The sequence below is a fragment of the Pseudomonas syringae group sp. 247E2 genome, from assembly GCF_032587795.1.
Lineage (GTDB): Bacteria > Pseudomonadota > Gammaproteobacteria > Pseudomonadales > Pseudomonadaceae > Aquipseudomonas > Aquipseudomonas amygdali.
This window is the reverse complement of the sequence record NZ_JAWHPK010000034.1, coordinates 115,543-136,514: the sequence shown is the minus strand read 5'-3', so window position 1 is coordinate 136,514 and position 20,972 is coordinate 115,543. Positions and strand designations below refer to the sequence as shown.

The 20,972-nt window shown below is 60.1% G+C and carries 14 protein-coding genes; 9 read left to right on the top strand and 5 right to left on the bottom strand.

Features of this window, described 5'->3' with window-relative positions:
- Nucleotides 1-592: 592 nt before the first annotated feature.
- The 4 genes from mdoH to pip all read right to left on the bottom strand — a co-directional run bounded on the left by mdoH (nucleotide 593) and on the right by pip (nucleotide 6,825).
- Nucleotides 593-3,175 carry a glucans biosynthesis glucosyltransferase MdoH gene (gene mdoH / locus RYC18_RS24760; protein ID WP_316886964.1) on the bottom strand — a complete coding sequence of 861 codons (2,583 nt, stop codon included), beginning with the start codon at nucleotides 3,173-3,175 and terminating at the stop codon, nucleotides 593-595.
- Nucleotides 3,168-5,111 carry a glucan biosynthesis protein G gene (locus RYC18_RS24755; RefSeq protein ID WP_054088769.1) on the bottom strand — a complete coding sequence of 648 codons (1,944 nt, stop codon included), beginning with the start codon at nucleotides 5,109-5,111 and terminating at the stop codon, nucleotides 3,168-3,170. The genes mdoH and RYC18_RS24755 overlap by 8 nt, the downstream gene beginning before the upstream one ends.
- 265 nt (nucleotides 5,112-5,376) lie before the next feature.
- On the bottom strand, nucleotides 5,377-5,814 hold the full coding sequence (dtd, locus tag RYC18_RS24750) for a D-aminoacyl-tRNA deacylase (RefSeq protein WP_316886963.1): 438 nt from the start codon (nucleotides 5,812-5,814) through the stop codon (nucleotides 5,377-5,379).
- Between the two features lie 39 nt (nucleotides 5,815-5,853).
- Entirely contained in the window at nucleotides 5,854-6,825 is a 972-nt protein-coding gene (pip, locus tag RYC18_RS24745; protein WP_057403109.1) for a prolyl aminopeptidase, read from the bottom strand.
- 280 nt (nucleotides 6,826-7,105) lie between these two features.
- On the opposite strand from pip, the gene RYC18_RS24740 reads away from it, so the two are divergent.
- From RYC18_RS24740 to RYC18_RS24715, 6 genes are all read left to right on the top strand, one after another.
- On the top strand, nucleotides 7,106-9,556 hold the full coding sequence (locus RYC18_RS24740) for a glycogen/starch/alpha-glucan phosphorylase (protein ID WP_002551620.1): 2,451 nt from the start codon (nucleotides 7,106-7,108) through the stop codon (nucleotides 9,554-9,556).
- Between the two features lie 277 nt (nucleotides 9,557-9,833).
- A complete protein-coding gene (locus RYC18_RS24735; RefSeq protein ID WP_316886962.1) occupies nucleotides 9,834-12,638 on the top strand; it encodes a DUF2339 domain-containing protein in 2,805 nt (934 codons plus the stop codon).
- Nucleotides 12,639-12,664: 26 nt separating this feature from the next.
- A complete protein-coding gene (locus tag RYC18_RS24730; RefSeq protein ID WP_005743138.1) occupies nucleotides 12,665-14,014 on the top strand; it encodes a DUF3999 domain-containing protein in 1,350 nt (449 codons plus the stop codon).
- 134 nt (nucleotides 14,015-14,148) lie between these two features.
- Nucleotides 14,149-15,159 (top strand): class 1 fructose-bisphosphatase, encoded by a 1,011-nt coding sequence (locus RYC18_RS24725; protein ID WP_004666507.1) that lies wholly within the window; start codon nucleotides 14,149-14,151, stop codon nucleotides 15,157-15,159.
- Between the two features lie 240 nt (nucleotides 15,160-15,399).
- Nucleotides 15,400-15,654 carry an outer membrane protein assembly factor BamE gene (bamE, locus tag RYC18_RS24720; RefSeq protein WP_002551616.1) on the top strand — a complete coding sequence of 85 codons (255 nt, stop codon included), beginning with the start codon at nucleotides 15,400-15,402 and terminating at the stop codon, nucleotides 15,652-15,654.
- Nucleotides 15,655-15,657: 3 nt separating this feature from the next.
- Nucleotides 15,658-16,236 carry a lipocalin family protein gene (locus RYC18_RS24715; RefSeq protein WP_016982755.1) on the top strand — a complete coding sequence of 193 codons (579 nt, stop codon included), beginning with the start codon at nucleotides 15,658-15,660 and terminating at the stop codon, nucleotides 16,234-16,236.
- Nucleotides 16,237-16,864: 628 nt separating this feature from the next.
- Here the strand turns inward: RYC18_RS24715 and RYC18_RS24710 are convergent.
- The gene (locus RYC18_RS24710) at nucleotides 16,865-18,229 is read right to left on the bottom strand and encodes a formimidoylglutamate deiminase (protein WP_316886961.1); all 1,365 of its coding nucleotides are present in this window, start codon (nucleotides 18,227-18,229) and stop codon (nucleotides 16,865-16,867) included.
- A 202-nt stretch (nucleotides 18,230-18,431) separates the two neighbouring features.
- Here RYC18_RS24710 and hutC point away from each other — a divergent pair, with 202 nt between their 5' ends.
- From hutC to nhaA, 3 genes are read left to right on the top strand one after another with little or no spacing between them, the layout of a single operon-like run.
- Nucleotides 18,432-19,142 carry a histidine utilization repressor gene (gene hutC / locus RYC18_RS24705; protein WP_161796169.1) on the top strand — a complete coding sequence of 237 codons (711 nt, stop codon included), beginning with the start codon at nucleotides 18,432-18,434 and terminating at the stop codon, nucleotides 19,140-19,142.
- Complete coding sequence (locus tag RYC18_RS24700; RefSeq protein WP_316886960.1) at nucleotides 19,139-19,735, top strand: HutD family protein; 597 nt, start codon at nucleotides 19,139-19,141, stop codon at nucleotides 19,733-19,735. Before hutC ends, RYC18_RS24700 begins: the two co-directional genes overlap by 4 nt.
- Nucleotides 19,736-19,786: 51 nt before the next feature.
- Nucleotides 19,787-20,962, top strand: a complete 1,176-nt coding sequence (gene nhaA, locus RYC18_RS24695; protein WP_016982753.1) for a Na+/H+ antiporter NhaA — start codon at nucleotides 19,787-19,789, stop codon at nucleotides 20,960-20,962.
- Nucleotides 20,963-20,972 lie beyond the last annotated feature (10 nt).

Here is a 20,972-nt window from a genome sequence, read left to right as displayed (position 1 = left end):
CTTGCGACGCAGAGCGTCGTGAACTGCATTCCCACGCTGGAGCGTGAGGAACGAGCGTCGTCAGGGATAACACTATCGTGCCCATGCTCCGCGTGGGCATGCCGGTCTGGACGCTCCGCGTCCTCTTGCGACGCAGAGCGTCGTGAACTGCATTCCCACGCTGGAGCGTGAGGAACGAGTGTCGTCAGGGATAACACTATCGTGCCCATGCTCCGCGTGGACATGCCGGTCTGGACGCTCCGCGTCCTCTGGCGACGCAGTGCGTCGTGAACTGCATTCCCACGCTGGAGCGTGAGGAACGAGCGTCGTCAGGGATAACACTATCGTGCCCATGCTCCGCGTGGATATGCCGGTCTGGACGCTCCGCGTCCTCTTGCGACGCAGAGCGTCGTGAACTGCATTCCCACGCTGGAGCGTGAGGAACGATAGTCGGCAGGAATAACACCATCGTGCCCACGCTGGAGCTTGAGGAACGAGCGGTGTTCTGGAGAACCCGTCTTGACCATGTCCTGTGCATTTATGTGCCACGAAGCCCAATAAAAAAGCCCCCGACGCGCTAAGCGGCAGGGGCTTTTTTCGAAGCCGGGCAGTCTTAGACCGGGACCGGCTCCGATGCTTTACCTACTGGTTGCAAAGGCAGCAACGGCGCATGTGGATCAGCTTCGATGGAAGCTCTCCAGGCGGCCAGCCACTCTTCGTGACCTTCGCTCCAGACGCGCTCGTGCAAGCGGCCAAGGGCGACCGGGTCGCTCAGCAGCATCAGACGTTCCTGGTTGCCGAGTTTGGCCGGACCTACCTTCAGAGCCTGATCAACACGCTCCATACGCACCACTTCGATCGGCTGTGCCTGACGGTGACGCGAGGTTGCCAGGGCGCAGGCCAGAGCATTCTGGCGAGGATCCACCACAGCCCGAATGAAGCCTTGTTTCAGCGCATGCCAGCGGTTCTCGTAGGTGTACTGATCCGTCGAGATCAACTCTTGCGGCGGTTCGAACTCTTCAGGAATCAGGAAGAACTTCTCGTCACGCGCCTTGACGCCCAGATTGGTACGGCTGGAAATCACCGACACCGGAATCGACAGCATCAACGAGACCACAATCGGCGCAAGCCACCACAGGAAGCTCGGGTTCAACCAGAACACCAGCAAGGCCCAGCATGCGCCCAGCAGTGTCTGTGGACCATGACGCTTAACGGCTTCGATCCACGGCGTGGAGTCGTCGTCGCGTTGCGGAGAGTTCCAGGTTGCGGCCCAGCCCAGGAAAGCGGCCAGTACGAAGCGGGTGTGGAACAGCATGCGCACCGGTGCCAGCAGCACCGAAAAGAGCATTTCCAGCAGCATCGAAACGGTGACCTTGAACTTGCCACCGAAGCCTTTCGCGCCCTTGGCCCAGATCAGAATGACGCTGAGCAGTTTAGGCAGGAACAGCAGGACGATGGTCGTCGAGAACAACGCAACAGCTTTTTCCGGGTGCCATTGTGGCCACAGCGGATACAGCTGACGCGGTTCAAGGAAGTAGGTCGGCTCCATCAGCGTGTTCACCGCCAGCAGGGCCGTGGACAGTACGAGGAAGAAGAACCACAACGGTGCCGACAGATACGACATCACGCCCGTCAGGAACACCGCACGGTGAACCGGGTGCATGCCCTTGACCAGGAACAGCCTGAAGTTCATCAGGTTGCCGTGGCACCAGCGACGGTCACGCTTGAGTTCGTCCAGCAGGTTGGGCGGCAATTCTTCATAACTGCCCGGCAGGTCGTAAGCAATCCACACGCCCCAGCCGGCACGGCGCATCAGCGCAGCTTCGACGAAGTCGTGAGACAGGATCGCACCGGCAAAGGCACCTTTACCCGGAAGCGGCGCCAAGGCGCAATGCTCGATAAACGGCTTCATGCGGATGATCGCGTTGTGACCCCAATAGTGGGATTCACCCAACTGCCAGAAGTGCAGACCGGCCGTGAACAGCGGACCGTAAACCCGAGTAGCGAACTGCTGCATGCGTGCATACAGCGTGTCCATACCCGACGCACGTGGCGCGGTTTGAATGATACCGGCGTCCGGCGTGGCTTCCATCAGGCGAACCAGACTGGTCAGACACTCACCGCTCATGACGCTGTCGGCGTCCAGCACGACCATGTAGCGGTATTCACCACCCCAACGACGGCAGAAGTCGTCCAGGTTGCCGCTTTTGCGTTTTACGCGACGACGACGACGGCGATAGAAGATCTTGCCTAAACCTTTGGTCTCGCGGCATACGTCCAGCCAGGCCTGTTGCTCGGCAACGGCAATGTCGGTCTCGTTGGTGTCGCTGAGCACGAAGAAATCGAAACGATCCAGGTCACCCGTGGCAGCTACCGACTCGAACGTAGCGCGCAGGCCGGCGAAAACCCGTGGCACGTCTTCGTTGCAGATCGGCATGACCAGCGCAGTACGTGCGCCCTTTTCGATCGGCTCGTTGCCAGCACTGGCCCCCGAGATACGGTATTTGTCGCGACCGGTGAGCAGCTCAAGGAAGCCCATCAGTGCGGTCCAGAAACCGGCCGACACCCAGCAGAAGAGAATCCCGAACAGCAACAGAATGCTGGTCTGCAAGGCATAAGGCATGACCTGCAAGGCGGTCTGCACGAAGGTCTGACGGGTGATTTCGTCGAGCGAAACCAGCGACCAGCCCTGATACGGCAGGATGCCCTTCATGTACCAGCCAGCCACGATCGTCTGGCCCAGCATGAGGATCAGCAGGATGTAGCGACGGATCGAACCGACGGTGCGCCAGCGCGCCTTCGGCAGATCCCGCGGAAGATCATCATGCGCGGGCTTGGGCGGGTTGGTCTTGCCGGTCAGGCGACGCCAGCCGCGCACCAGAATGTTGGTGCGCCATGGCTCTGGCACGACCTTGGTCCGGCGAATCGGCGGTGTGGCCTTGAGGCACAGGCGACCGCTGGCATCGACGCCGAGCATCTCGGCGTCCTCCAACTGATCTGCAGTGGTCAGCGTCAGACGGCGACCCACCGAAGCCTGAGCGGCCTCGGCAGGGTCATTGACCGGCTGCGCAGAAAGACGCTCATGCAACTCGGCGAAGGTCTTGCAGCCGGCAAGTTCTGCCCGCTGCTCGTCGCTCATCGGTAAATGCGCCAGGTACTCGTTCAGAGACACTGGCACCGGTAGAGAATTACTCATCGCTCGGCAACTGATAGCTCCAGGTCTCGGTCATGACTTGCAACGTCTTGGCCGGTTCCGGATGGGTGGGTGCTGCCTCGGTTTCAGGCTGCTGAATCTCTTTACCGTCCTTGTCCTTGGCTACGTCAGCCTTGGCTGCGTCGGCTTTGGCTGCATCGGCTTTGGCTGCATCGGCTTTGGCAACTTCGCCTTTACCTTTCGCAGCGTCGGCCTTGCCAGCTTCAGGCTTGGCGGTCTCGGGTTTGGCGGCTTCAGGCTTCGGCGCGTCGGCCTTGGCGATTTCTACCTGGTCGTTGGCAGATTCCTTGGCAACTGCCGGCTTGGCAGCTTCCTTGGCAGCAGCCTTCTTCTCTTCAGCTTTGTCTGCAACGAGCAGCGCAGGTTCCTTGCCCGGTTCGGCAGGGATCTCACGCAGCAGGTAAGCGCGCATTTCGGTTGGCTTGCCGGAATCCTTGACCTTCACACGCAGGGTCAGGCGGTAGCCTTTGGTGACCGGGTTATAGCGCAGGTTGTTTTCCACCAGCTCGACGTTGTCGTCAGTGGTCACCTGGCTGCGAATGGTCTTGTCTTCCGGCAATGCGGCCAGTACCGGGCCCACGAAATCGACCAGGAAGGCAAGGCTGCCATCCGGCTGACGGATCAGGTTGGACTGACGCACATCACCGATGGAGCGTTGGGTCTGCTTGACCCAGCCCAGATCCGGCGAGTGGATCGAGTTTTCCTGCATGGTCCAGTGCAGACGGTAATCGAATGCCATTTCCTTGCCTGGCTCTGCGAGAGTCTCAGGCTTCCAGTAGGCCACGATGTTGTCGTTGGTCTCGTCGGCAGTCGGAATTTCGACCAGCTCGACGGTGCCCTTGCCCCAGTCACCCTTCGGCTCGATCCAGGCGCTTGGACGCTTGTCATAGCGGTCATCCAAGTCTTCGTACTGGCTGAAGTCACGGCCACGTTGCAGCAGACCGAAACCACGCGGGTTTTCGACCGAGAAGCTGCTGATGGACAGATGTTTAGGGTTGTTCAGCGGACGCCACAACCACTCACCGTTGGCAGCCTGAATCGACAGACCGCTGGAGTCGTGCAGCTCGCGACGGTAGTTAGGTACACGCGAAGGCTGGTTGGCACCGAACAGGAACATGCTGGTCAATGGGGCAACACCGAGCTTGTTGACCTTGTCACGCAGGAACATGCGCGATTTGACGTCAACCAGAGTGTTGGTGCCAGGACGCAGGGTCAACTGATAAGCACCGGTAGCGCGCGGCGAGTCGAGCAGCGCGAAGATCACCAGATGGTTGTCATCCGGGCCCGGCTTCTCGATCCAGAATTCCTTGAAGCGCGGGAACTCCTCACCAGACGGCGATGCAGTGTCGATTGCCATGCCGCGTGCGGACAGGCCATAGACCTGACCCTTGCCGATCACGCGGAAGTAGCTCGCGCCCAGCATGGTCATGATTTCGTCCTGCTTGTCATCCTTGTTGATCGGATACAGGACACGGAAACCGGCATAACCCAGTTTCTCGGTGGATTTGGGGTCGATCTTCAGATCGCCGAAATCGAAACGACTGGAGTCGTACTTGATTTCGTCGACGCTGGTGGCGGTCACTTCGTTGATCTTGACCGGCGTGTCGAAGTGCATGCCCTGGTGGTAGAAAGACACTTTGAACGGAGTCTTCTCGCCCGCCCATTCGGCCTTGTCATCGCGGAAGCGAATCTTCTGATAGTCGGCAAACTTCATATCGCGAAGCTCGTTCGGCAGATTGCTCCTTGGAGCCTCGAACTTCTGCCCGGCCAGTTCTTTGGCTTTTGCCGTTACATCATCAAGATTGAACGCCCACAGCTGACCTGCACTGAACAGGCATACAAGGGCCGAGCTTGCCAGAAGTGCACTACGCAACCGCTTGACAGGTGTCTTTGGAGCATCACAGGGACTAACAATCACGAGCAACCCTCGCCGAAAAACAGATGAAAAAACCAACGGCCAGCTATCAATGCCGGGTTGGCGAGCATTGTTCCGACTCCGAATGGGCTTAATGATTCCCCAACCCGGTGTCAGAACCGCTTTTGTCATACCAAATGGACCAACAGTGTCGATCCCCGTAACGCGCGATTATCCAGCAGCGCGCGCCACAACGCATCAGGTATGACAAAGAAATTTATTTCCCGTGCGACCGGAAAATTCAGGGGAGAAACGATGAAATCGTAGCTTATGTATCGAACAAAAATGTCACTGGGCCATCATTTATCAAGTGCACTTGCATGTCCGCACCAAATTGGCCCGCAGCCACAGCGGTATGCGCGATTCTGGCCTGACTCAATAGATAGTCGAACAGCTCGGCGCCCAGCGCTGGAGCAGCGGCTTTCGAGAACCCCGCGCGCAACCCGCTTTTGGTATCCGCGGCCAGCGTGAACTGCGAAACCAGCAACAACCCGCCACCTATCTCGCGCAAGGATAAATTCATCTTGCCGTCGGCATCGCTGAACACTCGATAATTGAGCAGCTTGTGCAGCAACTTATCGGCACTGGCGCGGGTGTCTTGAGGCTCTATGCCCACCAGCACCAATATGCCCTGATCGATAGCACCGACAACTTCGCCGCCCACCTCCACGCGTGCGTTTCGCACGCGCTGCAACAAACCTTTCATAAATGCCTTTCCAGACTCAAAACCAATACCAGGCTGCTGTCATGCTTCTTCGGGCGGGAGGTCGAGCAGGTTGCGCGCAATTTCTGCAGCGGCACGCACCAGCGCATCGGCTATACCGGATTCCGACGCCGAATGGCCAGCCTCACGAATGACCTGCAGTTCGCTGCCGGGCCAGTTCTGATGCAACTCCCAGGCATTGTCCAGCGGGCAGATGACGTCGTAACGACCGTGAACGATGATTGCCGGCAGGTGCGCGATCTTTGGCATGTCGCGAATCAACTGGTTTTCCTCAAGGAACGCCTTGTTCATGAAGTAATGGCATTCGATGCGCGCAATGGACAGCGCACGGTGCGGTTCGGTGAAGCGATCGACCACTTGCGGGTTGGGGCGCAAGGTTGCGCAACGCCCTTCCCAGGTCGACCAGGCTTTGGCGGCGTGCATCTGGGCGATCTGGTCCGGCCCCGTGAGGCGCTTGTGGAAGGCAGCCAGTAGGTTATCGCGCTCATCCAGCGGGATCGGCGCTACATAATCCTGCCAGTAATCAGGGAACAGACGGCTGGCACCCGCTTGATAGAACCAGTCGATTTCCTGCTGACGGGCCAGGAATATGCCTCGCAAAATCAGCGCGTGTACGCGGTCTGGATGGGTCTGCGCGTAAGCCAGGGCCAGAGTCGAGCCCCACGAGCCGCCGAACAGCACCCATTTGTCGATTCCGAGGTGCTCGCGAATCCGCTCCAGGTCCTCCACCAGTTTCCAGGTGGTATTGTTCTCAAGGCTGGCATGCGGTGTGGAGCGACCGCAGCCACGCTGATCGAACGTTACGATACGGTACAGGTTAGGATCGAAATAGCAGCGACTGTGCGCATCGCATCCGGAACCAGGGCCGCCATGAATGAATACCACTGGCAACCCTTCTGGCGAGCCACTTTCATCGACGTAAAGCACATGCGGTTGTTCCACGGCCAGATCGTGCCGGGCGTAGGGTTTGATCTGCGGGTACAAAGTCTGCATAAGTGCTCCATAAGTCCAGTTCAGAGGCTTCTATTATTCTGCCGTTGGGCATCATAAACCCGAAACGAAGAATCAGCATGCTGCACGTCATCGATCGGGATGGAACGATCGATGCAAGCGTTTTGCCAATTTGGTCAGCGCGCGAACCAGAGCCGTTGCCCTGGGTCGAAGCGAGGGCGCTGCCTTCAATTATTTCTACTATTTTCAGGAAATAACTGACGACACGCCTACAGTCTAAGAATCCCGTTTTCCATTCGTCAGACTACTTGAGGTTGTACCGATGTCTCAGGAACCACTTGTTCGTGACGCTGATGTGGCTGCTTTCCGCGCCGCTGTGCTCGCCAAACTCACCTATTCGGTGGGCAAGGACCCCGACCATGCGTTTGAGCATGACTGGTTTGAAGCTGTTGCCCTTGCCGCCCGCGACCACATGGTCGAACACTGGATGGACCACACGCGGCAGATTTATCGCAAGGTCCAGAAGCGCGTTTACTACCTGTCTCTGGAATTCCTCATTGGCCGACTGCTCTACGACAGCCTGAGCAACCTCGGCCTGCTGGAAGTGGCTCGCGAAGCATTGACCGAGCTGGGTGTGGATATCGAACGTATCCGCTTGCTTGAGCCGGATGCTGCGCTGGGCAACGGCGGCCTGGGTCGTCTGGCAGCGTGCTTCATGGAAAGCATGTCGACCCTGGGCATTGCCGGGCACGGTTATGGGATTCGTTACGAGCACGGGCTATTTCGTCAGGGCATCGTCGACGGCTGGCAGCAGGAACAGACCGAAAACTGGCTGGACTTCGGCAACCCGTGGGAATTCGAGCGTCCTGAGGTGGTTTACTCCATCGGTTTCAGTGGCAGCGTCGACACTGTGGTGACCGAAGCGGGCGACTCGCGTCAGGTCTGGCGTCCGGGCGAAACCGTTCGGGCAATTGCTTACGACACCCCTGTGGTCGGCTGGCGCGGGAAAAGCGTCAACACTCTGCGCTTGTGGCGCGCGCGTGCGGTAGAAGACCTGCATCTGGAACGTTTCAACGCGGGCGACCACTTTGGCGCCGTCGCCGAAGTAGTGCGCGCCGAAAGTATTTCCCGCGTGCTGTACCCGAACGATGCAACCGAAGCGGGCCAGGAACTGCGCCTGCGCCAGGAATACTTCTTTGTTTCCGCATCGCTGCAGGATTTGCTGCGCCGCCATCTGAACCAGCACGCCACGCTGACCGATCTGCCAGACCATGCAGCGATTCAGATGAACGACACGCACCCGTCCATTGCAGTGGCCGAGCTGATGCGTCAGTTGATCGACAACCACAACATCCCGTGGGACACCGCCTGGAAAATCACCGTCGGCACCCTTGGCTACACCAACCATACGCTGCTGCCGGAAGCGCTGGAGACCTGGTCAGTCGGCCTGATGGAGCGGATGCTGCCGCGCCACATGCAGATCATCTACCTGATCAACGCACAACACATCGACACACTGCGCGCCAAAGGCGTCGACGACGTCAACGTGCTGCGTGCGGTATCGCTGATCGAAGAAGACAACGGTCGTCGGGTACGCATGGGCAACCTGGCGTTCCTCGGCTCGCACAGCGTCAACGGCGTTTCGGCGCTGCATACCCAACTGATGCGCAAGACCGTGTTTGCCGAGCTGCACAAGATCTATCCGGAGCGGATCAACAACAAGACCAACGGCATCACCTTCCGCCGCTGGCTGTTCCAGGCCAACCCGAAGCTGACCGAAATGCTCGTCGAAGCGCTGGGTGAGGACGTTCTGGATAATGCCGAGACTCGCCTCAAAGAGCTTGAGCCGTTCGCCGATAAGTCTTCGTTCCGCAAGCAGATGGCCGACCAACGCCTGCACAGCAAGCGCGCACTGGCAGCGATCATTCATGAACGCTTGGGTATTGCCGTCAATCCTGCAGCGATGTTCGACGTCCAGGTCAAACGGATTCACGAATACAAACGCCAGTTGCTGAACCTGTTCCACACCGTCGCGCTGTATCAGGCGATTCGTGCCGAGCCAGGCACAGACTGGGTTCCGCGGGTGAAGATCTTCGCCGGCAAGGCTGCGGCCAGTTATCACTCGGCCAAACTGATCATCAAGCTGACCAACGATATCGCCCGGACCGTGAACAACGACCCGACGGTGCGTGGCCTGCTGAAAGTGGTGTTCATGCCCAACTACAACGTCAGTCTGGCGGAGAGCATCATCCCGGCAGCCGACCTGTCCGAGCAGATTTCCACGGCAGGCCTGGAAGCTTCAGGGACCAGTAACATGAAGTTCGGCCTCAACGGCGCACTGACCATCGGCACGCTGGACGGTGCCAACGTGGAAATGAGCGAGCAGGTCGGGCTGGAGCACATGTTCATCTTCGGCATGTCCTCGCAACAGGTTGAAGCCCGCAAGCGCGCAGGCGAATTCAACGCACATGGAGACGTGGCGGCATCGGGGCGTTTGAACGATGTACTGCAAGCGATTCGTGGTGGCGTGTTCTCGCCGGATGATCCGAACCGTTACGTGGGACTGATCGATCAGCTGCTGGATTATGACCGCTTCCTGGTCTGTGCCGACTTCGATTCGTACTGGGCAGCACAGGCCAAAGTCGAGGAACGCTGGCACGATTCCAAGGAATGGTGGCGCTCGGCGGTGCTCAACACCGCACGCATGGGCTGGTTCTCTTCGGACCGGACTATTCGCGAGTACGCCGGCGACATCTGGAAGGCGCTGGACTGACTCGGAGCTGCTCGCGCACTCACTGGGCTCTCGTTACCACGCTCCGGCGTGGTAACGCAGTTCTGGACGCCCCGCATCCGATCTTGAATGCGCGGTGCGGCGCAGATCTGTGACGCGGAGCGTCACCCAAGGCGTTCCCACGCTGGAGCGTGAGGAACGATAGGTGTCTGCGCTAATGAACGTACCCTCGCACTGCATAAAACATTACAAACGATGTCCGCCCGCCCCTATATACTGCGCTCGATGAACCTTCACACATCGAAAAGGATGTCGTCGCGTGCTTTGGATTTGTCTGGTGGTGGGCGGTGCAGCGCTGGGCTACGCGCTGAGCTATGACGAGTGGGCAGGTGCGCTGATCGGCGCAGTCATGGGCTGGGCCGTCTGGGCAGGCATTCGCATGCGCCTGCTTGGCAGGCAATCTGCCGACCAACTGCAACAACTGCTCGCAACCCGCCAATCCCTCGACGCCGTTCAACAGCGCCTGAACGCGCTCGAGCGTCAGTCCGCACCCGGCGTGCCACCTGCGCAGGACGCCGCACCGCTCCCAGTGGATGCGGTCATTATCGAGACACCCATTGACGGCCCCGAGCTGATCTGGGACCTCCCGGACGAAGAGCCGCAGGCAGCAAGACCTGCCGAACCCGCCACCGAGATCCGCCAGCCTTCAAAGGCCGCTCAGCCCAATCTGCTGGACAGCGCCATCAGTCGCGCAAAAGACTGGCTGCTGGGCGGCAATACGGTACTGCGCGTGGGCGTAGTGGTGCTGTTTCTCGGGCTGGCCTTTCTGTTGCGCTACGCCACCGAAGGCATGGTCGTACCAATTGAAGCGCGCTACGCCGGCGTTGCAGCCAGTGCGCTGGCCCTGCTCGGTCTGGGTTGGTGGCTGCGTTTGCGCAACGGTCCTTACGCGCTGATGTTGCAAGGCGCAGGCGTAGGCGTGCTGTACCTGACCGTCTTTGCGGCGATGAAATTGCACACCCTGCTCGATCCGGCAGTGGGCTTTGTGCTGCTGGTAGCGATCACCGCTTTCTCGGCCATTCTGGCGCTGACACAGAATGCTCTGGCCCTGGCCTGCGCCGGTGCGCTGGGTGGATTCGCAGCACCACTGCTTGCTTCCACCGGGCAAGGCAGCCACATCTCGCTGTTCAGTTACTTTGCCCTGCTCAACGCGGGCATCATTGCCATCGCCTGGTTCAAGGCCTGGCGCATTCTCAACCTGATCGGCTTCTTCGGCACGTTCGGCATCGGTTTCGCCTGGGGCATACGGGCTTACACCCCAGAGCTGTTCTGGAGCACCGAGCCCTTTCTGATTCTGTTCTTTGTGATGTACCTGGCCATCGGTCTGCTGCATGCGCGTCGCAAGCTGCTGGAACTCACTGACGCGCCACCGGAGGCCAGTCGCGAAGCCCTGCTGCGCTGGTCGGCACGTCAGGGTGATTACGTCGACGGCACACTGCTGTTTGGCACGCCAATCGTCGGGTTCGGCCTGCAATACGCGCTGGTCGAACACCTTGAGTTCGGTGCCGCGTTCAGCGCGCTCGCGCTGGGCCTGATCTACATGGGGCTCGCACGCTGGCTGGCGGCACGTGCGACCGGCCGAACCGTTTTGTTGATGGAAACCTGCCTGGCGCTGGGCGTGGTGTTTGCCACCCTGGCCATCCCGCTGGGCCTCGGTTCGCAATGGACGACCTGCGCGTGGGCCGTGGAAGGCGCAGCGGTTTTCTGGCTGGGCCTGCGCCAGCACCGCAAGCTGGCACAGGTTTTCGGCTTGGTGTTGCAGGTGTGCGCCAGCGCAATGCTGATCAGTGATTCAGACAATTCCAGCTGGGCTGGTGACTACTGGACACCGATGATTCTGGCCATCGCGGCCCTGATCAGCGCCTGGAGCGTGTTCCGTTTCAACACCCTGATGATCATCGATCAGAAAATCGCCAGAACGGTACTGACGATATGGGGCGCGATCTGGTGGGCGGCTTCATTGATCAGCGTCGTGCAACTGTACGCACCGAACAGCGTGCAGACGCCACTGCTGTTGATCGCGGCTGCGCTCAGCGTAGCTATCTGGGCAGTGCTGGCCCTGCGTTCGCACTGGCCAGACCTCGCCGTATTGTGCAGCGTACTCACCCCAGTCAGCGCCCTTCTGTTACTGGGCTCGCTGAGTGAGTATTACCACCCGGCCGCGAACTGGGGCTGGCTGGCCTGGGCAGCCGTGTTCGCCGTGCATCTACTGACCTTGCACTATCTGGCAGACACGCTGCCGATCCTCGCGCAACGTATCGCTCACACCACAGGCTGCCTGTTGATCATCGCCGTACTGGCACTGGAATTGCGTTTCGGCCTGTTGCAGCTGTCCGAGTCCTACAACGCCTGGCGCTGGCTGGGCTGGGCGATTCTGCCCAGCCTGTTCCTGCTGGCGATGAGCTCAGAGCGTCAGTGGCCATGGCCGGTGAAGGCTTGCCCCGAGGCCTACCATGTCGGGGCCGCGGCACCACTGGCGGCATTGATGCTGGCGTGGTTCTGGCTGGCGAACACGTTCAGCGACGGTGCGGCGGAACCGCTGCCCTATATCCCGCTGCTCAACCCGCTGGAAATCGGCCTGCTGCTGGCTCTGGCCGGGGTATGCCTGTGGATACGCAAGTACCTCACACGCCATCGCAATGCTGCCTTGCTGGTGGCAGGCGCTTCACTGTTTGCACTCGTCACGGCAATGGTCATGCGCACGGCCCATCATTGGGCTCAAGTGCCGTGGCACGCCGAGGCGCTGCTTGAGTCGATGCGCGTTCAGGCCGGGTTATCGATAGTCTGGACGCTGATGGCACTGGCCCTGATGATCGGCGGTCATATGCGCAGCAACCGCGAGCTCTGGCTGGGCGGCGCAGCATTGATCGGCGTGGTGGTGATCAAGCTGTTCTTCGTCGAGCTGAGCAATCGTGGCGGCATGGAGCGAATCGTCTCGTTCATCGGTGTTGGCATTCTGCTACTGGTGGTGGGATATTTCGCACCATTGCCGCCGAAACACTCTGCCAGAGAGGTCGGCGAAGAACCCGGCCCAGGCCCGACCGCCGCGCCGGATAAGCTATGAGGAAAACGTTCTTGAGTCATCCCGCCATGAAGATCGCCGTGCTTGGCCTGGCCTTGTGCACGGCGGTAACCGCCGTCGCCCAGGACAAACCGACGGACTTTGCCAGCCAGACCCCACTGAGCCTTAGCGGCGACGGGCCTTGGTATCGCATCGAGTTACCGCTTGCCGTCCAGTTGAATGCCCGGCAGGGCGACCTGGGTGATGTGCGCGTGTTCAATGCCGAAGGCCAGCCGCAGGCTTATTCGATCACGCCGCGACAGCCTGCACGCGAGCAGGAACCCACGCCAATCCCGGTCAAATGGTTTGCCCTGTACAGCACGCAGGAAGCAGGCGATGCCGCGCCGGTCATCCGCATCGAGCGCTCAAGCAACGGCAGCGTGATCGAGGTCCAGCCGCAAAGCGATATCGAGGCTGGTGAAGAAGTGCTGCGCGGCTGGTTGCTGGACACCAGCGCGATCAAGGCGCCACTGGAGCAGCTGGTGATCGACTGGAGCACCGAGCGTGAAGGTTTCCAGAATTTCAGCATCGAAGCCAGCGATGACCTGCAGCACTGGCGCAACTGGGGCGAAGGGCAGGTTGCCCGGCTGTCATTTGCCGACGAAGTGATCGAGCAACGTGAAGTCGGCCTGCCCGGCCAGAGCGCCCGCTACCTGCGTCTGTTGTGGCGCGCCCCGCACAGCGCCCCCCTGTTGATCTCCGCCCACCTGCTCAGCGCCAGCACTGAAAGCCCGACCCCGCCGCTGACCTGGTCGCCACCGGTCAAGGGCGTCGTCGAAAGTCCCAACGAATATGTCTGGCAACTGCCGAGCGGCTTGCCGGTAGGGCGCGTCAAGGTCGACATTGCCCAGCCAAACAGCCTCGCACCGGCGACGCTTTACGGTCGGATGGACGCGAAACAGCCTTGGCAACCGATCAGCAGTGGCCTGTTGTACCGGTTATCGCAGAACAACAGCGATGTCTTGCAGGACCAGCTGCAATTGTCCGGGCGCATCGTTCAACAGCTAAAACTGGTGGTGGATGATCGCGGCGGCGGGCTGGGCAGTGAAGCGCCGCAGTTGAGCGTCGCCGTGCCTGCCACGGAAATCGTATTCCTGGCACGCGGTGAAGGGCCCTTCACGCTGGCCATCGGCAACCCGAACGTCAAGGCGGCGAACCTGTCGCTGGCCACCCTGATCCCCGACTTGAGTCCGGAAAAACTGGCCTCGCTCGGGACAGCGGAACCCGCTACGGCATCTGTTGCCAACATGGCAGCTGCGCCGATAGCGGTGCCGCAGAGCATGGACTTCAAACGCCTCGGGCTTTGGGCTGTTCTGCTGCTCGGGGTACTGTTTCTGGGCTGGATGGCGTTCAGCACCCTGCGCGCATCAAAACGCTGAAACACACAGGCTGTCGGGTGCGCTTTGCCCGACATCTGAACTGAAACAGTCATAAGCCAGTCTGATAGCAGTATTACGTCGCCACTCGCGTTAAACTGCGCGGGTTTTCATACCCCCTATTTTCGGAGCTATCCATGTCCCGCGTTACACTAAGTCGTTACTTGATTGAGCAGACTCGCAGCAACAACACCCCTGCCGATCTGCGCTTCCTGATCGAAGTTGTGGCGCGCGCATGCAAGGAAATCAGCCACGCCGTCTCCAAAGGCGCGCTGGGCGGCGTACTTGGCAGCATGGGCACCGAAAACGTTCAGGGCGAAGTGCAGAAAAAGCTCGATGTGATCTCCAACGAGATCCTGCTCGAGGCCAACGAATGGGGCGGTCACCTGGCCGGCATGGCGTCCGAAGAAATGGACAACGCCTACCAGATCCCGGGCAAATACCCGAAGGGCGCGTACCTGCTGGTTTTCGACCCGCTGGACGGCTCGTCGAACATCGACATCAACGCACCGGTCGGCACCATCTTTTCGGTACTGCGTTGCCCGAACGAATACCTCAGCCAGAACGAAGCGCTGAATGAAAAGGCCTTCCTGCAGCCGGGCACCGAACAGGTCGCCGCCGGTTACGCCATCTACGGCCCGCAGACCATGCTGGTGCTGACCCTGGGCGACGGCGTGAAAGGCTTCACCCTGGACCGCGAAATGGGCAGCTTCGTGCTCACTCACGAAGACATCAAAATCCCGGAGTCCACCCAGGAATTCGCGATCAACATGTCCAACCAGCGCCACTGGGAAGCCCCGGTACAGCGCTACGTGAACGAGTTGCTGGCCGGCGAAGAAGGCCCGTTGAAAAAGAACTACAACATGCGCTGGGTCGCTGCGATGGTGGCCGACGTGCACCGTATCCTCACCCGTGGCGGTCTGTTCATGTACCCGCGCGACAGCCGCGAGCCTTCCAAGCCGGGCAAACTGCGTCTGATGTATGAAGCCAACCCGATGTCCTTCCTGGTCGAGCAGGCTGGCGGCGCATCCACCGACGGTCATCAGCGCATTCTCGACATTCAGCCGGAAGGCCTGCACCAGCGCGTAGCGGTGTACCTGGGTTCGAAAGAAGAAGTCGAGCGCGCTACTGCGTATCACAAAGAGTAAGAAGGCTTGCTGTGAGCCAGTGGTGATTCGGCCCGTCTGAATCACCACCTGGCGACAGGCAAACGAACATTCAATGCTGCGTTCGGCACAGGCCTGCGAGCCAACCATCTGATCTACGGCATAAATCCTTGCGCCGTCCGGGAACCAGATTCCCTTTTTCTCTTCTAAGCTTGCGGTACTGCGCCAGCCTGCCTCCGCTTGCACTGCGACGCGACCCCCTTCCGTTCAGGAGCTACACCCATGTCCTTGCGCACTGTCGCGTTACTCTCGTTCTGCGTATTTCTGGCTGCCTGCAGCAAGATCACCCAGGAAAACTACTCGAAAATTTCAGCCGGCATGCCCAAGGCACAGGTCGAATCCTTGCTGGGCAGCCCGACGGAATGCTCCGGCGCACTGGGCATGTCCAGTTGCACATGGGGTGACCAGAACACCTTTATCAGCGTGCAGTATGCGGCAGACAAGGTTGTGCTGTTCTCGGGTCAGGGTCTGAAATAAAACATGATCAAGGTACTGGTACGTTTCGGAATTTTTGTCATGGCCAGCTTTCTGGCCATCGGTTTTGCCCACTCGGCTGACAATCTCGAGCCAAGGACAGTCGACAGCGTCGACCTCAAGCAGTATCAGGGCACCTGGTACGAGATCGCCCGCCTGCCAATGTTTTTCCAGCGCAAATGCGCCCAGTCCGAGGCGCTTTACGCGCTCAAGGACGACGGCAACATCGCTGTGACCAACCGCTGCCGCACTATCGAGGGCAAGTGGGAAGAAGCCAAAGGCACCGCTTCGCCGCAAGTGCCGGGCAAGACCGACAAGCTGTGGGTGGTGTTCGATAACTGGTTCTCACGCCTGCTGCCGGGCGTTGCCAAAGGTGACTACTGGATTCTGGACGTCAGCGAAGGCTACCGGACCGCCGTGGTCGGCAACCCGGACCGCAAATACCTGTGGCTGCTGTCGCGCACGCCTACAGTGTCTGCATCGGTCAAGGAAAGCATGCTGAGCAAGGCTCGTCAGCAAGGCTACGACACCTCCCGCCTGATCTGGCGCGAAGATGATTCGAAGATCGGCAAGGGCGAGAAGTAAGCGGACTCCGCTTATTGTGCTCACGCTTGATCATCGTGCGACGCTCTGCGTCGCATGCCTTTCTGGACGCTCCGCGTCCGACTTTCGATGGGCGGCGCGGCGCAGATTTGTGACGCGGAGCGTCACCCACGGCATTCCCACGCTGGAGCGTGAGGAACGATAAGCGTCGTGGCTGGAAAGTGAGGAACGCCAAGCGTCCGCAAGAACACTATCGTGCCCATGCTCCGCGTGGGCATGCCGTTCTTGACGCTCCGCGTCCGATTTTCGATGGGCGGCGCGGCGCAGATTTGTGACGCGGAGCGTCACCCACGGCATTCCCACGCTGGAGCGTGAGGAACGATAAGCGTCGTGGCTGTAAAGTGAGGAACGCCAAGCGTCCGCAAGAACACTATCGTGCCCATGCTCCGCGTGGGCATGCCGTTCTGGACGCTCCGCGTCCGATTTTCGATGGGCGGCGCGGCGCAGATTTGTGACGCGGAGCGTCACCCACGGCATTCCCACGCTGGAGCGTGAGGAACGATAAGCGTCGTGGCTGGAAAGTGAGGAACGCCAAGCGTCCGCAAGAACACTATCGTGCCCATGCTCCGCGTGGGCATGCCGTTCTTGACGCTCTGCGTCCTCCCTCGCATCAGCCCAGCAATTCCCTCAGCACCTGTGCAAACGCTCGACTGCTTTGCTCCTCTGCGGCATGTCGCCCTTCGCGTATGACCCAGCGTCCATTCACGGCTACGTCGCGAATCTGTCGGTCGCTGCCGGCGAACAGCCAGCGGTTGAGGATGGCGTCGCCCGAAGCCGTGGCGATGTACGGGTCGTTGCCATCCAGCACCAGCCAGTCGGCGCGTTGCCCCACTTGCAGCGTACCAACCTGCTGCCCCAGCGCTTGCGCGCCACCCGCGAGCGCGGCGTCGTACAAGGTGCGGCCAACCATCGGCTGATCACTGCGATACAGCCGGTTACGACGCTGATCGCGTAGACGCTGGCCGTACTCCAGCCAGCGCAACTCCTCGACCACGCTGAGCGAAACGTGACTGTCCGAGCCAATTCCCCATCGGCCACCCTGGGCAATGTAGTCCACCGCCGGAAAGATACCGTCGCCCAGATTGGCCTCGGTGGTCAGGCATAACCCGGCCACCGCGCCACTTTGCGCCATCAGTTGCACCTCATCTGCCTCGGCGTGGGTCGCATGCACCAAGCACCAGCGGTTATCCACAGGGGCATTTTCATACAGCCATTGCAGCGGACGCCGACCGCTCCAGTTCAGGCAGTCATCGACTTCCTTCTGCTGTTCCGCAATATGAATATGCACAGGGCACTGCTGGTCGCTGGCCGCCAGTACTTCACTGATCTGCTGTGGCGTCACCGCACGCAGCGAGTGGAAGCACAGACCCAACTGCTGCGTGGGCTGAGCCGCCAGAAGCGGGCGTAGACGAGCCTGCAAATCCAGATAGCTGTCAGTGCTGTGAATAAACCGCCGCTGCCCTTCGTTGGGTGCCTGCCCGCCAAACCCCGAGTGGCTGTAAAGCACCGGCAGCAGGGTCAGGCCGATGCCGACCGAACTTGCCGCCTGACTGATCTGCACGGCCAGTTCGGCAGGATCTGCATAGGGTTTGCCGTCCAGGTCCTGATGCACGTAATGAAATTCGGCAACCGAGGTGTAACCGCCCTTGAGCATTTCGATGTACAGCTGGCGAGCGATAACGCCCAGTTGCTGCGGACTGATGCGCCCTACCAGGCGATACATGAGGTCGCGCCAGGTCCAGAAACTGTCGTTGGGGTTGCCCGCCACTTCCGCCAGCCCGGCCATCGCCCGCTGAAACGCATGAGAGTGCAGGTTCGGCATGCCAGGCAGCAACGGGCCACTGACGATTTCGGCACCCTGCCGATCCGCATTGGCCTCGACGCAGGTCAAAACGCCTTCCTGGCTGACCTCCAGACGCACATTGTTGGCCCAGCCGTCGGGGAGTAACGCGCGCTCGGCAAAGAAGGCTGACATTGACTTCACACCTCATCACTGTAATTTGTATATACATATACAGACGTTTAAGCGACCGGTAAACCTTCGGCACGCTTGCCGAGCAGCAGGTTAATGGTTAGCGTGGCGCTCTCAGGCGTCTGAATCATCGTCAAAACGTCATTTTGAAAACAAGGACTCACACGTGTCGACTCCGCCCGCCTCTTCTTCCCTGGCAGCCCAGATGGGCGAAAGTCCCGCACCCTTGTACGCCCGCGTCAAACACATGATCGCCCTGCAGATCCAGAATGGCACCTGGCCGCCGCACCATCGCGTACCGTCGGAAAGCGAGCTGGTGACGCAACTGGGTTTCAGCCGCATGACCATCAACCGCGCCCTGCGTGAGCTGACCGTTGAAGGTTTGCTGGTGCGCATGCAGGGTGTTGGCACTTTTGTCGCCGAACCCAAAAGCCAGTCGGCGCTGTTCGAAGTGCATAACATTGCTGACGAGATCGCCGCGCGCGGCCATCGCCATACCTGCAAGGTCATGGTGCTAAAGGAAGAAGCCGCAGGCTCCGAGCGCGCTCTGGCGCTGGACATGCGCGAAGGCCAGCGGGTGTTCCATTCACTGATCGTGCACTACGAGAACGACATTCCGGTACAGATCGAAGACCGCTTCGTCAACGCCCAGGTCGCCCCGGACTACCTCAGGCAGGACTTCACCCTACAGACGCCTTATGCCTATCTGTCGCAGGTTGCACCGCTCACCGAAGGCGAGCATGTGGTCGAGGCGATCCTCGCCGAAGCCGATGAATGCACGTTGTTGCAGATCGATGCCGGAGAGCCTTGCCTGCTGATTCGTCGCCGTACCTGGTCAGGCCGCCAGCCCGTCACCGCTGCGCGCCTGATCCACCCCGGCTCCCGCCATCGCCTGGAAGGACGCTTTACCAAATGAGCCAGACTCGCCTCCTGCGTGCCGTCGACTACCCGCGCATGCCGTGGAAAAACGGCGGTGGCAGCACTGAAGAAATCGCTCGCGATGCAGGCCAGGACCTCGACGGTTTCGGCTGGCGGCTGTCGATCGCCGATATTGAAACCTCGGGCGGCTTCTCGGTGTTCGCCGGTTATCAACGCATCATTACCGTCTTGCAGGGCGCGGGCATGACACTGGACGTGGACGGCGTTACCAGCCGCCCGTTGCTGCCATCGGACCCGTTTGCGTTCAGCGGCGACAGTGAAGTCAGTTGCACACTGCTGGACGGGCCGATTCGCGACTTCAATCTGATCTATGCTCCTCACCGTTACACAGCACGCCTGCACTGGATAGACGTGCGTCATCCGCAACGGCTGTTCAGTTCAGCCGGCATCTTTGTGCTGTTCAGCATGGCCGAGCAAGTAGCGATAAGCGTGAACGGCCAGCCGTGGGAAATTCTCGGTAAACTTGATTGCGCTCAAGTGGATAATTCTGACGGTTTGCTGGAAATCGAACTGCAATCACCTCGCGCCAGTCGTTGCTGCCTGATCGAACTCACCGCCACGGGTCTGTAGACGCATTCCTGGCACCTCATAACAAAAATAGCCTTGCACTCAAGGATGACCATGACTCAAGTTTCCAACCGGGAAACGCCCAGAGGCGTTGCCGTCCTCACCCGTTTCCTCGCCTCCGAATCAGCAGGCGGCATCGTCTTGATGGCGGCGGCGCTGGCCGCCCTTATCGTCGCCAACTCTCCTCTCTCAGCGAGCTACTTCTCGATTCTGCACAGCGTCTGGCTGGGCCTGTCGGTGGAGCTGTGGATCAACGACGGGCTGATGGCCATCTTTTTTCTGATGGTCGGCCTGGAGATCAAACGCGAAGTGCTGGCCGGCGGCCTGGCAACCTGGGGACAACGCGCCCTGCCCGGCTTTGCAGCGGCGGGCGGCATGCTGGTGCCTGCGCTGATCTACATCGCGATTAACTGGGGCAACCCGCAAACCCTCAGCGGCTGGGCGATTCCAGCGGCCACCGACATCGCCTTCGCCCTCGGAGTGCTGTCGCTGCTGGGCAGTCGGGTGCCGACCTCGCTGAAGGTCTTTCTGGCCGCGCTGGCGATTCTCGATGACTTGGGTGCTGTAACCATCATCGCGTTTTTCTACAGCTCGGGGCTTAACCTGCCGATGCTGGCCGCCGCATTCGCGACCCTCGCCGTACTGATCGCGCTGAATCGCCTGAACGTCCGCCGCCTGCTGCCCTATTTGCTGCTCGGCGCACTGCTATGGTTCTTCGTCCTGCAATCGGGCGTACACGCCACGCTGGCCGGTGTGGCGCTGGCGCTGTGCATCCCGATGGGCAAGCCCGAGGAGGAAGCACGCTCGCCGCTGCTGTTTCTTGAAGAAAAGATGCATTACTGGGTGGCGTTCGCCGTGGTGCCGATCTTCGGTTTTGCCAATGCGGGTGTATCACTTTCCGGCATCACCCTGGCAAACCTGATCGACCCGGTGCCGCTGGGTGTCGCGTTGGGCCTGTTCGTCGGCAAGCAGATCGGAGTGTTCCTTGCCGCAGTGCTGGCGATTCGTGCCGGGCTGGCGACATTGCCGGAAGGCAGCAATTGGGTGCAGTTGTACGGCGTCGCTATTTTGTGCGGCATCGGCTTTACCATGAGCCTGTTCATCGGCAACCTGGCGTTTCCTGGTTCGCAGCACCTGATCGATGAAGTAAAAGTCGGTGTGCTGATCGGCTCGGGCCTCGCGGCAATTGCCGGTATTTTGCTGCTGCGCAGCCGTTTCAGCCGGCACTGAAAAAAAAATT

Bases quoted from the DNA above. Each gene is read 5' to 3' on its own strand.
- bamE (WP_002551616.1), top strand. From the start codon at position 15,400: ATGTCCTTGCGCACTGTCGCGTTACTCTCGTTCTGCGTATTTCTGGCT.
- RYC18_RS24740 (WP_002551620.1), top strand. From the start codon at position 7,106: ATGTCTCAGGAACCACTTGTTCGTGACGCTGATGTGGCTGCTTTCCGC.
- dtd (WP_316886963.1), bottom strand. From the start codon at position 5,814: ATGAAAGGTTTGTTGCAGCGCGTGCGAAACGCACGCGTGGAGGTGGGC.
- hutC (WP_161796169.1), top strand. From the start codon at position 18,432: ATGGGCGAAAGTCCCGCACCCTTGTACGCCCGCGTCAAACACATGATC.
- RYC18_RS24700 (WP_316886960.1), top strand. From the start codon at position 19,139: ATGAGCCAGACTCGCCTCCTGCGTGCCGTCGACTACCCGCGCATGCCG.
- RYC18_RS24710 (WP_316886961.1), bottom strand. From the start codon at position 18,229: ATGTCAGCCTTCTTTGCCGAGCGCGCGTTACTCCCCGACGGCTGGGCC.
- nhaA (WP_016982753.1), top strand. From the start codon at position 19,787: ATGACTCAAGTTTCCAACCGGGAAACGCCCAGAGGCGTTGCCGTCCTC.
- RYC18_RS24715 (WP_016982755.1), top strand. From the start codon at position 15,658: ATGATCAAGGTACTGGTACGTTTCGGAATTTTTGTCATGGCCAGCTTT.
- pip (WP_057403109.1), bottom strand. From the start codon at position 6,825: ATGCAGACTTTGTACCCGCAGATCAAACCCTACGCCCGGCACGATCTG.
- RYC18_RS24725 (WP_004666507.1), top strand. From the start codon at position 14,149: ATGTCCCGCGTTACACTAAGTCGTTACTTGATTGAGCAGACTCGCAGC.
- mdoH (WP_316886964.1), bottom strand. From the start codon at position 3,175: ATGAGTAATTCTCTACCGGTGCCAGTGTCTCTGAACGAGTACCTGGCG.
- RYC18_RS24730 (WP_005743138.1), top strand. From the start codon at position 12,665: ATGAAGATCGCCGTGCTTGGCCTGGCCTTGTGCACGGCGGTAACCGCC.